The following is a 13699-nucleotide window of genomic DNA, read 5'->3' as shown; positions in this document are numbered from 1 at the left end:
GTCAGTAGGCCCCCAGGGGGCGGATGACGATCTTCACGGTTCGCCAGATGATCATCAGGTCGCCGGCCAGTGACCAGTTCTCGACGTAATAGAGGTCGAGGCGAACGCTTTCCTCCCAGCTGAGGTTGGAGCGCCCGTTGACCTGCCACATGCCGGTGAGACCGGGCTTGATGTACAAACGCCGGTGCATGTGCGACTCGTAGTTCTCGACCTCGGCGGGCAACGGTGGGCGCGGCCCGACGAGGCTCATCTGGCCGACCACGATGTTCCAGAGCTGCGGCAATTCGTCGAGGGAGTACTTGCGCAGGACTCGGCCCACCCGGGTGATCCGCGGGTCGCTGCGGATCTTGAAAAGCACCCCGGCGCCCTCGTTCTTGTCGAGCAACCCGGCCAGATCGTCTTCGGCCGTTCGCACCATCGAACGAATTTTGATCATGTGGAAGGTGCGGCCGTTGCGACCGACCCGCTCCTGCCGGAACAAGACGGGTCCTGGGCTGTCCAGCTTGACCAGGACCCCGATCACGAGGAGCAGTGGGCTGATCACCAGGAGCGCGGTGGCGCCGAGGGTGATGTCCAGAGCGCGCTTGAGCACGTGCTTGGCGCCGTCGTACTGGGGGATCTCGACGTGGATGAGGGGAAGGCCCTCGACCGGGCGGAAGTGGATGCGGGGACCGGCGACGTCGGTCAAGCGGCTCGACAGCACGAGCTCTGCCGAGGTCTTCTCGAGGTCCCAGCCCAGGTTGCGGATGAAGGTGTTTCCCAGGCTCGGATGCCCGGCCACGATCACGGCATCGACCCCCAACGACTGCGCCGCGGCGGCGACGTGAGCGAAATCGGACACCACGGGAACCCGGTGCCCGGCCGACGTGACGCTGGTCGTGTTCTCGTCCTCCAGCGCCGCCCCCACCACGTGATAGGCGGCGCCCGACTTGTCGTTGATCTGCCGCACGACGTATTCGATGTCGTCCCGGCCGCCGACGACGATGGCCCGGGCGAGGTAGTGACCGAACTTGCGTTGGTGGATGAGCCACTTGCGCCAGAGCCACCGCTCCAGGACCAGGGCCGCGACCCCGAGTGGCAGGGCGAAGACGAAGTACGCACGGGCGGTGTTGACCTGCAACAGCAGGAAGGCGATGGCGAGAAGACCGAAGGCCAGCGCACTGGCGTTGATGACGAGCTTGTACTCGGTGGCTCCCACCGCGACGACCCGCGGCGCCCTGGTACGGAAGGTGGACAGCGTGACGATCCAGGTTCCGATCACCAGTCCGATGACCGCCCAGGCCGACAGCGGGATCGGGGTCGTGTTCGCGATAGGGGTGCCCAACGCGAACCGAGCCAGGAAGGCGGCGGTGACGGCGGCGACGATCACCGCGGCGTCCGTGAGCTGGAGCTTGGTGCGGTACTGGCGTGCCCACGCCGCACCGGACAGGCCGCTGGCGGCGGCGGCCGTGGCCGTGTCCTGAACGTCAGGGACCGGGACCGTCGCGGGCCTGACCAGGCGTAACGGAGCGCGGTATCCGCGGGGGATCGCTTCGGTCAGCGGAGAACCCGGCTTGGGCGCGCTCATGTGTGACCGAAGCTTCCGGCCGCAGACCAGGCGTGCCCGGGGCCGGCTCGCCGGGCCGGGTTCGGGGGTTGAGATTTTCGGGGTCGACGGATCGGTCGACACGTCAAGGACGTATTCACGGAGATTCCCCTGCAGTTCGGGTTTACAGGTTCGTGCGGGAAGTGAAACGGGTACTGGGTGACGGAAATGTCGGATGGCGCGGGTGTGACGTTGTGGCGGGTGTCGCAGATGATCTCGTGAGTGAGCTGATATATCCTCAGCAACTCACGAGCTGACCATACCCTGCAATCAGATTTCGGCGCTGTGACCTGAAAGGGGGGTCAGGTTGCAACGGCTACGCGGCTTCGACCGGCCGAGGCGGGGCATCGGCAGCCGGCGCAGCCAACTCCTCGGAGAGGTGCCGCGCCAGTCTCACCGCCAGGCACACCGCAAGGAACGTCGGGTTGGCTTCGCCGGCGGTTCTGAAAACGCTGCTGGATGCGATGAAAAGATCGTCCATGCCGTGCACCTTGCAGTCGCTGTCGACCACACCGTCGCCTGGATCGGCGCTCATGCGGGTCGTGCCGATGTGATGGAATCCATCCGTTGCCTGAGCGAGCACCGAGGACACCCTCTGGTCCTCGGCGTCGAGGTAGACCACCCGACCGCGTCCGGATGCCCGCAACTGCTCGTCCAGGTACTGGTGCGCCGCGAGCACCGAGTCGAGGTCCTGCACCGCGTACCTGAAATCGATGTCCAGGCCCGGCTGGCCGTCGGCGCCCGTCGTCCCGTTGAGCCGGATCCTGGAATCCGGATTGGGCGTCTGCTCGGCGTGGAAGTGCAGCGCGTAGCTGCCCCCGGCGTTCCGCAGCAGGAAGCCGGGTTTTCGAACCGGTGAGAGGTAGCGCTTGCGGAGGATCGTTATCACGTCGGCCGCGGCGCGAAACGGCCGCTTCGCGATGTTCAGCAGATGAGGTGCGTACCGGCGCGGGCGCGGCCCGATGTGGCGCAGACGGATGCCCTCAGCCAGGATCCGCCGGCCCACCGGGGCCAGGGAGAGGGCGAGGAAGACCAGCGAGAGCGTCGCGTTGCGGTGCCCTTCCTCGTAGAACGGCGGGTTGTCGGCGTAGAAGCTGGTGTTCAACAGGTGTCTCTCGCGCTGGGTGCGCTCGGAGAACGTGAAGCGCCTACGGACGTAGGCATTGTGGTCGTCGAGGCTGAAATCGAGGTCGCGGATGTCCGCCGCGTCGGTGAGCTGGATGTTCGCGATGCTTCCCGTGAGATGACCCATGTAGTAGCGGCCCAGCGGTCCGTCGGCGCCACCGAAGTGGGAGGGCAGCCGGCGCTGCACGGTCAAGAGCAGTCGGGTGGTTTCCAGTCCTCCGCAGGCCAGGACGTACGTCGCGGCGCGTATCGCGAAGGTCTGGCTCTGGTGGAGCACCTGGAGGTGGGTGACGCCGGCGCCGTCAGGGTTGATGATGATGTCGGTGACGGTCGCTTCGCACAGCACCGAGATGCCGGGATGCGCGGCAACCCTGGAGCCGAGCCGGGCCGCCAGTTTGGGCTGTCGTGCCCAGCGTTCCAATTGCGAAAGGCTGACCTCTCCCAGGCCGGCCCAGTCCGCGGCGGCGCTCCGGAAGGTCGGTGCTCCGCAATCCAGGTAGGCTGCGGCGGCCGCTTCCGAAGGCAGCACGTCGGCTTGGCTCAGGGGCCAGCCGCTCCCGTCGACGTAGTCGCGGGTTTCGAAGTCGATCGCCTCGAAGCGCACACACCGGCCGCCCCACAACCAGGACGATCCGCCGAGCCCGCGTCGGGTTGCCTGTTCGATGGGTGCGTGCGTGGCGGGATCGAGCACATGCACCGGAGGACGTGCCGCCCGGGCCGCGGCATCCTCTTTGGCGGCTTGGGTCCCGGCGTCCAGGACGAGAACCCGGAGCCCGGCGTTCGCGGCCTCAAGGGCGAGGGAGAGGCCGACGGGTCCCGCTCCGACGACGCAGCAGTCATAGATTTCGGTGGGGGTGGGCGGTTCTGTGGTTATCGACATCGATACCCGCCTTCGGGACGGTTGGGGCGAGGCCCTCAGACAGGGGTCGGCCGTAGCGACAGAGCCCGAGTGCGGGCGCAGGCGAGTGAGCGATGCTCTCAGGCGGGTGAGATCGTTGCACCGATCCCGACGGTGCGCATCCCCGGCGAGCGGATTCGAACACCCCCCTTCGGGGGCGAGCGGGCCTATGGCCCCCGTGGCACTCTGTGCGGTGTGAGCGATACTCAGCTGTCACGCTGACTGCCGCCCGATCTCCCGTTCTTTCGCACAGGCAATCAGAGGAGCACCGTGTCTGAACGTTTGCCCGTCGTCGACGGCCGAGCCGGAACCTCCACGTTCCTCCCGAGGTTCGGTTCCCTCGCCGCCAAGGCTCTGGCGACGGTCATCGTTGTCGTGAGCGGACTGTTGATCCCGCTCGGGGCGCTGCCGGCGAATGCGGCCGGATGCGGAACGGCACCCAACCCCATCGTGTGCGAGAACGCCCTTCCGGGGACCGCCGCGTCGGTGTGGGACATCAGCGGAGCCGGTGATCCGTCCATCCAAGGGTTCTCCACAGACATCAGCACCAACGTCGGCGGCACCGTAGGGTTCAAGATCGACACCAACGCCCGGGCGTACACGATTGCGATCTACCGCACCGGCTGGTATCAGGGCAACGGCGCCCGGAAGATCGCCGACGTCACACCGGCCGCGGCGCTCCCACAGAACCAACCCCAGTGCATCACCGAGGCCGCGACCGAGTTCTACGACTGCGGCAACTGGGCCCTGTCGGCATCCTGGCCGGTGCCCGCCGACGCGGTCTCCGGTGTGTACATCGCGCTGCTGACCCGTACCGACACCGGTGGCCAAAGCCACATCACCTTCGTCGTGAGGGACCAGGCCAGCACGTCGCAGGTCTTGTTCCAGACCTCCGACCCCACCTGGCAGGCCTACAACACCTATGGCGGCTCCGACTTCTACCAGGGCGCCGATAACGGCCGCGCCTACAAGGTCAGCTACAACCGGCCCGTCGCGACCCGTGGGGGGATCGACGGTCGCGACTTCTATTTCAGCAATGAGTATCCGGCAGTCAGGTTCCTGGAGAAGAACGGTTATGACGTCTCCTACTTCAGCGGCGTCGACACCGATCGTTTCGGGGCCAGCCTGAAGAACCACGAAGTCTTCCTCTCCGTCGGCCACGACGAGTACTGGTCAGGAGCCCAGCGCAAGAACGTGGAGGCCGCACGAGACGCCGGTGTGAACCTGCAGTTCCTGTCCGGCAACGAGGTGTACTGGCGGACCCGGTACGAGCCGTCCGCCGACAGCAGCGCAACGGCCTACCGCACCCTGGTGTCCTACAAGGAGACCTGGAGCCAGCGGAAGATCGACCCCTCCGCCGAGTGGACCGGTACCTGGCGTGACCCCCGGTTTGCGTCCTCGGCCAACGGTGGGGGCCTCCCCGAGAACGGGCTGACCGGCACGCAATACCAGTCCAATTACTCTGACCTCCCTGTCACGGTCTCGGCCGCTGAGGGCAAGACACGCCTGTGGCGGAACACCGGTTTGTCCAGCCTCGCGGCGGGAACCTCCGCGGCCTTGGCGCCGCACACCGTCGGCTACGAATCAAACGAAGACATCGACAACGGCTTCCGACCGGCCGGTCTGATCAGGCTGTCGACGACCACAGGATCGGTGCCGGAGTACCTCACTGACTTCGGCAACACCGTCAGGCAAGGCAGCACGACGCACCATGTCACCCTCTACAAGGCACCGAGCGGGGCCCTCGTGTTCTCGGCCGGCAGCGTGCAGTGGACGTGGGGGCTCGACCGGGAGCACGACGGCCCCGGCGCACCGGCAGACGTGCGGATGCAACAGGCACAGGTGAACCTGCTGGCCGATATGGGTGCCACCCCCGCCACGTTGGCGGCCGGCCTGGTAGCCACGACAGCGAGCACCGATACCACCGCACCCTCTGTCACCGTCACCTCTCCCGCGGCAGGAACCGCCGTGCCCAACGGCGCCAGCACCACGATCAGTGGAACGGCCACCGACTCCGGCGGGGTCGTCGCCGGCGTCGAGGTCTCCACTGACGGCGGAACCAGCTGGAGCGCGGCGACAGGCACCTCGAACTGGTCGTACACCTACGTTCAACACGGCGTCGCCACCCAGAGCATCCGAATCCGGGCGATCGACGACAGCGCCAACTATCCGACCACGCCCACCACACTCGCCGTGACCGTCACCGGGCCGCACTCTGTATTCGGAGTCCAGGCTCCGGCCAAGCCCGACTCGCAGGACCCCAGCGCGGTCGAGCTGGGCCTTCGGGTGACACCGACGGAGAACGGAACGATCGACGGCATCCGGTTCTACAAGAGCACAGCCAACACCGGAACCCACACCGGATCGCTGTGGAGCTCCACCGGCACCCGCCTGGCGACCGCGACCTTCACGAACGAAACCGCGTCCGGATGGCAGACCGCCACTTTCGCCACCCCGGTAACCGTCACCGCTGGAACGACCTACGTTGCCTCATACTGGGCGCCGAGGGGCCGGTATTCAGCTGATGACGACCCCTGGGCCTACCGGGGAGTCACCCGTGCGCCCCTTGCCGTCGCGGGCGGCTTCGGCGCCCAACCGGCCAGCGTCTACAACACCAACGGCGACTTCCCGACCGACATCTACGGTCAGAGCAACTACTACGTCGATGCTGTGTTCACCCGGTCGGGCAACACCGCCCCCTCGGCGACGGCCCAGTCCCCTGGACCGGGTTCCTCCAGCGTCGCCCTCAACACGGCCATCAGCGCCACGATTTCCACAGAGGTCGTCGCCTCCTCCGTCGCCTTCACTGTGCGTAACGCGCAGGGCACGGCCGTCGCAGGCAGCACGAGCTACACGGCCGCCACCCGCGTCGCCACCTTCACGCCGAGCAGTGCGCTCGCCGAGGCCACCACGTATACCGTGACCCTGGCGGCCAGGGACGCCGCGGGGGCCGCGCTCAGCTCGGGCGGCACGTGGTCGTTCACCACTGTGCAGGCTGCCCCGGGCAGCGGATGCCCGTGCAGCCTGTACGACGACAGCACCACGCCCAGCGTGGTGACCGTCGCGGACAACCAGGCGGTGACCCTGGGCGTGCGCTTCTCCGCCCAGACCGCCGGACAGATCACCGGGATCAAGTTCTACAAGGGGCCCGGCAACACGGGCAGCCACACCGGCACACTGTGGGCCGCCGACGGAACCGTCCTCGCCTCGGGAACGTTCACCGCCGAGAGCACCTCCGGTTGGCAGACCCTGGTCTTCGGGTCGCCGGTGAGCATCCAGGCTGCCACGGAGTATGTCGCCGGCTATCGCACCACGGTCGGCCAATACTCCGCGACACCGGGCGGGTACTCCGCCGAGTACACGCGGGGTCCGCTCAGCGCGGGCGTCAACGCGGGCACCTTCAGCTACGCGGCCGGTTTCCCCACCAACCAAACCTCCACCGACTACCTCGTCGACGTGGTGTTCACCGGAGGAGGCGCGGCGGCCGTCGCGGTGTCCTCGACGACCCCCGCCGCCGGCGCAACCGGTGTCGCGGCGACCGCGACGGTGTCCGCGACCCTGACGGCCGCGCCCGCGTCCGGCACACCCTCCCTCTCCGTATCCGACGAGGCGGGCGCGGTTGCCGGTGCGTCGACTTACAACGCCTCCACTCGGGTCGTCACGTTCACCCCGGTGGCGGCGCTTCCGGCGGGCACGGCGCATTCCGCGGTCGTCTCCCTCGCCGGCGCCGCCCTCCCCGGTGGGTCCTGGTCGTTCACCACGGCCGCAGCACCCGGCACCGGCACCTCGTACAGCCTGCTCGGCAACCTCACCCCGGCGCAGGCCGCGTCACCCGACGACACCTCGCCGGTGGAACTGGGCATGTCCTTCAGTTCGGCCGAATCGGGCTCTGTCACGGCGATCCGGTTCTACAAGGGTTCGACGAACACCGGCACCCACACCGGATCGCTCTGGTCGTCCACCGGCCAACGGCTGGCGACGGTGACCTTCACCAACGAGACGGCGTCAGGCTGGCAGACCGCGCAGCTGGCGACACCCGTGGTCTTGACCGCCGGCCAGACCTACGTGGTGTCCTACTTCGCACCCAACGGCCGCTACGCCTCCACGACAAACTTCTTCTCCACCCCGCGCACCGTCGGTCCCCTCACGGCCGGCACGGCAAACAACGGTCGATACCTCTATGCCTCGGCCGGAGGCTTCCCGACCAACACCTGGCAAGCCGCGAACTACTTCGTCGACGTGGTCTTCTCCACCTCCACGACCACTCCTCCGGCGGCGGTGACGGTGTCGTCGACTACGCCGGCGGCGGGTGCGACGAATGTTGCGGTGTCTGGTGCGGTGTCGGCGACCCTGTCGGCTGCTCCGGCTTCGGGCACTCCGACGTTGGCCCTGTCCAGCGCCGCGGGTCCGGTGGCGGGCACATCCGCTTACAACGCGACGACCAGGGTGGTGACGTTCACCCCGGCTGCAGCGCTGGCGGCGTCGACGTCGTACTCCGCGGCGGTGACGCTGGCAGGGGCCGCGGTGTCCGGCGGGGCGTGGTCGTTCACCACGGCGGCCGCTCCGGCGGCGGTGACGGTGTCGTCGACTACGCCGGCGGCGGGTGCGACGAATGTCGCGGTGTCTGGTGCGGTGTCGGCGACCCTGTCGGCTGCTCCGGCTTCGGGCACTCCGACGTTGGCCCTGTCCAGCGCCGCGGGTCCGGTGGCGGGCACATCCGCTTACAACGCGACGACGAGGGTGGTGACGTTCACCCCGGCTGCAGCGCTGGCGGCGTCGACGTCGTACTCCGCGGCGGTGACGCTGGCAGGGGCCGCGGTATCCGGCGGGGCGTGGTCGTTCACGACCGCGGGCGCCCCGACCGGAAACACGTTCAGCCTGTTGGACGGTGTGACCCCGACAGTGCTGGCCGACCCGGACACCGTCCCGACGGAAGTCGGCATGTCGTTCAGCACGTCGGCGGCCGGTTCCGTGACGGCGATCCGGTTCTACAAGGGTTCGGCGAACACCGGCACCCACACCGGATCGCTCTGGTCGTCCACCGGCCAACGGCTGGCGACGGTGACCTTCACCAACGAGACGGCGTCAGGCTGGCAGACCGCGCAGCTGGCGACACCCGTGGTCTTGACCGCCGGCCAGACCTACGTGGTGTCCTACTTCGCACCCAACGGCCGGTACTCCGCGACGCCGAACTACTTCGCCACCCCGCGCACCGTCGGTCCGCTGACCGCCGGCACGACGTCCAACGGCCGGTACCTCTACGGACCCGCCGGCGGCTTCCCGACCAACAGCTGGCAGGCGGAGAACTACTTCGTCGACGTGGTCTTCTCCACCTCCACGACCACTCCTCCGGCGGCGGTGACGGTGTCGTCGACTACGCCGGCGGCGGGTGCGACGAATGTCGCGGTGTCTGGTGCGGTGTCGGCGACCCTGTCGGCTGCTCCGGCTTCGGGCACTCCGACGTTGGCCCTGTCCAGCGCCGCGGGTCCGGTGGCGGGCACATCCGCTTACAACGCGACGACCAGGGTGGTGACGTTCACCCCGGCTGCAGCGCTGGCGGCGTCGACGTCGTACTCCGCGGCGGTGACGCTGGCAGGGGCCGCGGTATCTGGCGGGGCGTGGTCGTTCACGACCGCGGGCGCCCCGACCGGAAACACGTTCAGCCTGTTGGACGGTGTGACCCCGACAGTGCTGGCCGACCCGGACACCGTCCCGACGGAAGTCGGCATGTCGTTCAGCACGTCGGCGGCCGGTTCCGTGACGGCGATCCGGTTCTACAAGGGTTCGGCGAACACCGGCACCCACACCGGATCGCTCTGGTCGTCCACCGGCCAACGGCTGGCGACGGTGACCTTCACCAACGAGACGGCGTCAGGCTGGCAGACCGCGCAGCTGGCGACACCCGTGGTCTTGACCGCCGGCCAGACCTACGTGGTGTCCTACTTCGCACCCAACGGCCGGTACTCCGCGACGCCGAACTACTTCGCCACCCCGCGCACCGTCGGTCCGCTGACCGCCGGCACGACGTCCAACGGCCGGTACCTCTACGGACCCGCCGGCGGCTTCCCGACCAACAGCTGGCAGGCGGAGAACTACTTCGTCGACGTGGTTTTCACACGATCCGGCTAGAGAATTCGGTTTCACCGAACCCGCGGTGAAGCCTCGCATGACAGGCCCGTCACCCGAGCGGTCCTGAACGCCCACAACACCCTGGGGGTATCAGTGAACACGAAACTTCGAATCGCCGTCGTCGGCGCCGGATACTGGGGGCCGAACCTCGCCCGCAACTTCCGAGCTAACCCGGAATGGGACCTGGTCGCGATCTGTGACCTCGACAGGGACCGCGCCCAACGGGTCGCCGACGGTGTCGGCGGCGCCCGCGTGGTGACATCGCTCAAGGACCTGCTGGAATCCGATGACATCGACGCCGTGGCTATTGCCACGCCGGCCTCCACCCACCACGGCATCGCCAGGGCCGCCCTGAGCGCAGGCAAGCACGTAATGGTGGAGAAACCTCTCGCCGACACCGGGGTCAAGGGCCGGGACATGGTTCGAGTGGCCGCCGACAGGGGACTGGTCCTCATGGCCGACCACACCTACTGCTACACGCCCGCCGTACTGAAGATCCGGGAGCTTGTCGCGGAGGGAGCGCTCGGCGACATCCTGTTCATCGATTCGGTGCGCGTGAACCTCGGCCTGATCCAGCCCGACGTCGACGTTTTCTGGGACCTCGCCCCTCACGACCTGTCTATCATCGACTTCGTGCTTCCCGGCGGGCTGCGGCCGCTGTCGGTGTCGGCCCACGGCGCTGATCCGCTGGGGGCGGGTAAGGCGTGCGTGGGATACCTCGCGCTGCCGTTGGCGAACGGGGCGATGGCCCACGTGCACGTGAACTGGCTCAGCCCCACCAAGATTCGCCAGATGATCATCGGCGGCACCAAACGAACCCTGGTCTGGGACGACTTGAACCCGCAACAACGGGTCAGCGTCTACGACCGCGGCGTCGACCTGTCGCTGCAGGCCGTCGGCGGGGAGGCGCGTCGGGAGTCGACGATCTCCTATCGGTTGGGTGACACGTGGTCGCCCGCCCTCCCCGAACACGAGGCCCTCGGTGCGATGGCGACGGAGTTCGCCCGCAGCATCCGGGAGAAACGTCCCGCCAGGACCGACGGGGAGTCGGGACTGCGGGTACTGGCGGTGCTGGAGGCGGCGACCAGGAGCCTGGCGGCGGCCGAACTCGCACCCGTTGCCGACATCCGTGCCAGTGCCGATGACCTGAGCCTGATCGGTGAGGCGTCATGAGCGCCCTGGTCGGAGCGACTGTCCTTGTCACCGGCGGCGCCGGCACCATCGGATCGGCTATCGTCGACCAGCTCCTTGATGCCGGTGCGGCGCACATTGACGTGCTCGACAACCTGGTCAGGGGCCGGCGCGACAACCTCGCCGGGGCCCTGGCGTCTGGCCGGGTGACTCTGGTGGAGGGCGACCTACGTGACCGTGACCTGGTCCATGACATCGTCGCGGGCAAGGACCTGGTCTTCCACGAGGCAGCACTCAGGATCACTCAGTGCGCCGAAGATCCGCGCCTGGCCCTCGAGGTGCTCGTCGACGGCACCTTCAACGTCTTCGAGGCGGCGGCCGACCGGGGCGTCGAGAAGCTCATCACCGCGTCCAGCGCTTCGGTGTACGGACTCGCGGAGCACTTCCCCACCTCGGAGCGCCACCACCACCACAACAACGACACCTTCTACGGTGCGGCGAAGTCGTTCAATGAGGGCATGCTGCGCAGCTTCCGAGCCATGCGCGGCCTCGACTTCGTGGCGCTGCGGTACTTCAACGTCTACGGTCCGAGGATGGACGTGCACGGCCTCTATACCGAAGTCCTGGTGCGGTGGATGGAGCGCATCATCGACGGGAAAGCACCGCTGATCTTCGGGGACGGCCGCCAAACCATGGACTTCGTGTTCACCGCCGACATCGCCAGGGCGAACCTGCTCGCTGCGACCAGTGACAGCCGTGACGGCGTGTACAACATCGCCAGCGGGGTGGAGACGAGCCTGCTCGAACTGGCTGAGCACCTCCTGCGAGCGATGGATTCGACGTTGCCGGTTGAGCACGGCCCCGACCGGGCAGTTAACGGAGTGGCGCGCCGACTTGCTGATGTCTCCGCAGCCCGGCGGGATCTCGGGTTCGAAGCCCGGGTCGGGCTCGATCAGGGGCTCCGGGAACTCGTCGCCTGGTGGGCACCCCTCCGCGAGGAAATCGCCGCCGGCCGAACGCTGGTGACCTCATGAGCCGCATCAATGTCATGAAGCCGTGGATCGGCGCCGACGAGATCCAGGCGGTCACCGAAGTGATCGAATCCGGCTGGGTCGCGCAGGGACCCCGGGTGGCCCGGTTCGAGGAGGAATTCGCGACGGCCATGGGCGCCGAGCACGCCGTGGCGACGTCGAACTGCACCACGGCCCTGCACCTGGCACTCGTCGTTGCGGGCGTCCAGGCCGGGGACGAGGTGATCGTCCCCTCCTTCTCGTTCATCGCGACCGCCAACGCGCCTACGTACGTCGGCGCCCGCCCGGTCTTCGCCGACGTGGACCTGGCGACGGGCAACCTCACCGCGGAGACCGTGTCCGCGGTCATCACCGATCGCACACGAGCGGTGATCGTGGTGGACCAGGGCGGGATCCCGGTTGACCTCGCCGCGATCCGTGCAGTGTGCGAACTGCGCGGGATCTTCGTCATCGAAGATGCGGCCTGCGGCGCCGGGTCCACCTACCGGGGGCGCCCGGTCGGTGCCGGGGCTGACATCGCCGCGTGGTCCTTCCACCCGCGCAAGCTCCTCACCACCGGCGAGGGCGGGATGCTGACCACGTCGACAACGGCGTGGGCGACCCGCGCCCGGCAGCTTCGGGAGCACTCGATGAGCCTCTCGGCCGCCAGCCGCCAGGCAAGTGTGCTTTCGCCGGCCGAGGAATACCGGGAGATCGGATTCAACTACCGGATGACCGACCTTCAGGCCGCGATCGGGATCGTGCAACTCGGACGCTTGCCGGAAGTCGTGCGCAAGCGACGGGAGCTGGCGGAGCGGTACAGCATCGCCCTGGCCGCAGTGCCGGGTCTGCGCGTGGTCAGCGACCCGGAGTGGGGAACCTCGAACTTCCAGTCCTACTGGGTCGAAGTGCTCCCGGATTTTCCCACGGATCGAGAGGGCCTCGTCGAGGCGCTGGCGCATGCGGACATCTCGGCCCGCCGCGGCATCATGGCGGCACACCGCCAACCGGCCTACCGGGATTGGGTCGAGCACAACGTTCCGCTTCCGGTCACCGAGCGCCTGAACGACAACACGCTGATCCTGCCGCTCTATCACGAGCTGGCGGATGCTGAACAGGACCGTGTGATCGATGCCGTGGTGCAGGTCTCGTCCACCCGTCGCCGGGGCGCCGCATGAGAGACGTCATCCTGCTCGCCGCCAGCGGCCTGGCGAGAGAGGTCGTCTCGGCGGAACAGCGTGAATTCCGCTGGGTGGCAATTCTCGACGACGATGAGGAGCTGCACGGCAGCCGCGTGGCTGGAATCGACGTGATCGGCGGATTGGAACTCGCTGCGAGGCACCGGACCGGGCTGCTGATCTGCGTCGGCTCCGGCGCCGGGCGACGCCGGGTGGCTGACCGGCTGGCCGCCCTGGAGGTGCAACCGGAGCGGTATGTCACGGTCATCGACGCCTCGGCACGTGTCCCCGCCTCCTGCACCGTCGGCCGGGGCAGTGTGCTGCTTGCGCACACCGTGCTCACTGCCGACGTCAGAGTCGGCCGTCATGTCGTGGTCATGCCGCAGGCAACCCTCACGCACGACGTGGTCGTCGGTGACTTTGCCACTCTCACTGCCGGAGTCTCCCTCGCCGGGGGAGTCACAGTGCACGAGGGTGCCTACCTCGGCATGAACGCCACCGTTCGGCAGGGCGTCGTCGTCGGAGCCGGAGCGATCGTCGGGATGGGCGCCGCTGTCATCGCCGACGTGCCGGCCGGAGAAACCTGGGCCGGTGTCCCCGCCCGGTCCGTCTATCAGAGGAGCGCAGTGTGAAGACCACCGAC

Annotated in this window: 7 protein-coding genes; 5 read left to right on the top strand and 2 right to left on the bottom strand. The window is 68.0% G+C overall.

Annotated elements, in window-relative coordinates:
• Nucleotide 1: 1 nt before the first annotated feature.
• A complete protein-coding gene (locus B7495_RS15360; RefSeq protein ID WP_088457348.1) occupies nucleotides 2–1567 on the bottom strand; it encodes a sugar transferase in 1566 nt (521 codons plus the stop codon).
• Between the two features lie 334 nt (nucleotides 1568–1901).
• A complete protein-coding gene (locus tag B7495_RS15355) occupies nucleotides 1902–3590 on the bottom strand; it encodes an FAD-dependent oxidoreductase (RefSeq protein ID WP_088457347.1) in 1689 nt (562 codons plus the stop codon).
• A gap of 288 nt (nucleotides 3591–3878) precedes the next feature.
• Between B7495_RS15355 and B7495_RS15350 the strand changes: the two genes are divergently transcribed.
• The 5 genes from B7495_RS15350 (at nucleotide 3879) to B7495_RS15330 (ending at nucleotide 13688) form a co-directional block, all read left to right on the top strand.
• Nucleotides 3879–9737, top strand: coding sequence for a DUF4082 domain-containing protein (locus B7495_RS15350; protein WP_088457346.1), 5859 nt, complete (start codon nucleotides 3879–3881; stop codon nucleotides 9735–9737).
• 93 nt (nucleotides 9738–9830) lie between these two features.
• Complete coding sequence (locus B7495_RS15345; protein WP_088457345.1) at nucleotides 9831–10910, top strand: Gfo/Idh/MocA family protein; 1080 nt, start codon at nucleotides 9831–9833, stop codon at nucleotides 10908–10910.
• A complete protein-coding gene (locus B7495_RS15340; protein ID WP_088457344.1) occupies nucleotides 10907–11902 on the top strand; it encodes an NAD-dependent epimerase/dehydratase family protein in 996 nt (331 codons plus the stop codon). The genes B7495_RS15345 and B7495_RS15340 overlap by 4 nt, the downstream gene beginning before the upstream one ends.
• A complete protein-coding gene (locus tag B7495_RS15335; RefSeq protein WP_088457343.1) occupies nucleotides 11899–13056 on the top strand; it encodes a DegT/DnrJ/EryC1/StrS aminotransferase family protein in 1158 nt (385 codons plus the stop codon). Before B7495_RS15340 ends, B7495_RS15335 begins: the two co-directional genes overlap by 4 nt.
• A complete protein-coding gene (locus B7495_RS15330) occupies nucleotides 13053–13688 on the top strand; it encodes an acetyltransferase (protein ID WP_088457342.1) in 636 nt (211 codons plus the stop codon). The genes B7495_RS15335 and B7495_RS15330 overlap by 4 nt, the downstream gene beginning before the upstream one ends.
• Nucleotides 13689–13699: the final 11 nt, after the last annotated feature.

The sequence above is a fragment of the Cryobacterium sp. LW097 genome (assembly GCF_002205495.2).
Lineage (GTDB): Bacteria > Actinomycetota > Actinomycetes > Actinomycetales > Microbacteriaceae > Cryobacterium > Cryobacterium zongtaii.
Note: the sequence above shows the minus strand (reverse complement) of the source record. Positions and strands in the feature narration are given on the sequence as shown.

Coding starts and splice junctions, on each gene's coding strand:
- B7495_RS15360 (WP_088457348.1), bottom strand. CDS start 1,567: ATGAGCGCGCCCAAGCCGGGTTCTCCGCTGACCGAAGCGATCCCCCGC.
- B7495_RS15355 (WP_088457347.1), bottom strand. CDS start 3,590: ATGTCGATAACCACAGAACCGCCCACCCCCACCGAAATCTATGACTGC.
- B7495_RS15340 (WP_088457344.1), top strand. CDS start 10,907: ATGAGCGCCCTGGTCGGAGCGACTGTCCTTGTCACCGGCGGCGCCGGC.
- B7495_RS15335 (WP_088457343.1), top strand. CDS start 11,899: ATGAGCCGCATCAATGTCATGAAGCCGTGGATCGGCGCCGACGAGATC.
- B7495_RS15330 (WP_088457342.1), top strand. CDS start 13,053: ATGAGAGACGTCATCCTGCTCGCCGCCAGCGGCCTGGCGAGAGAGGTC.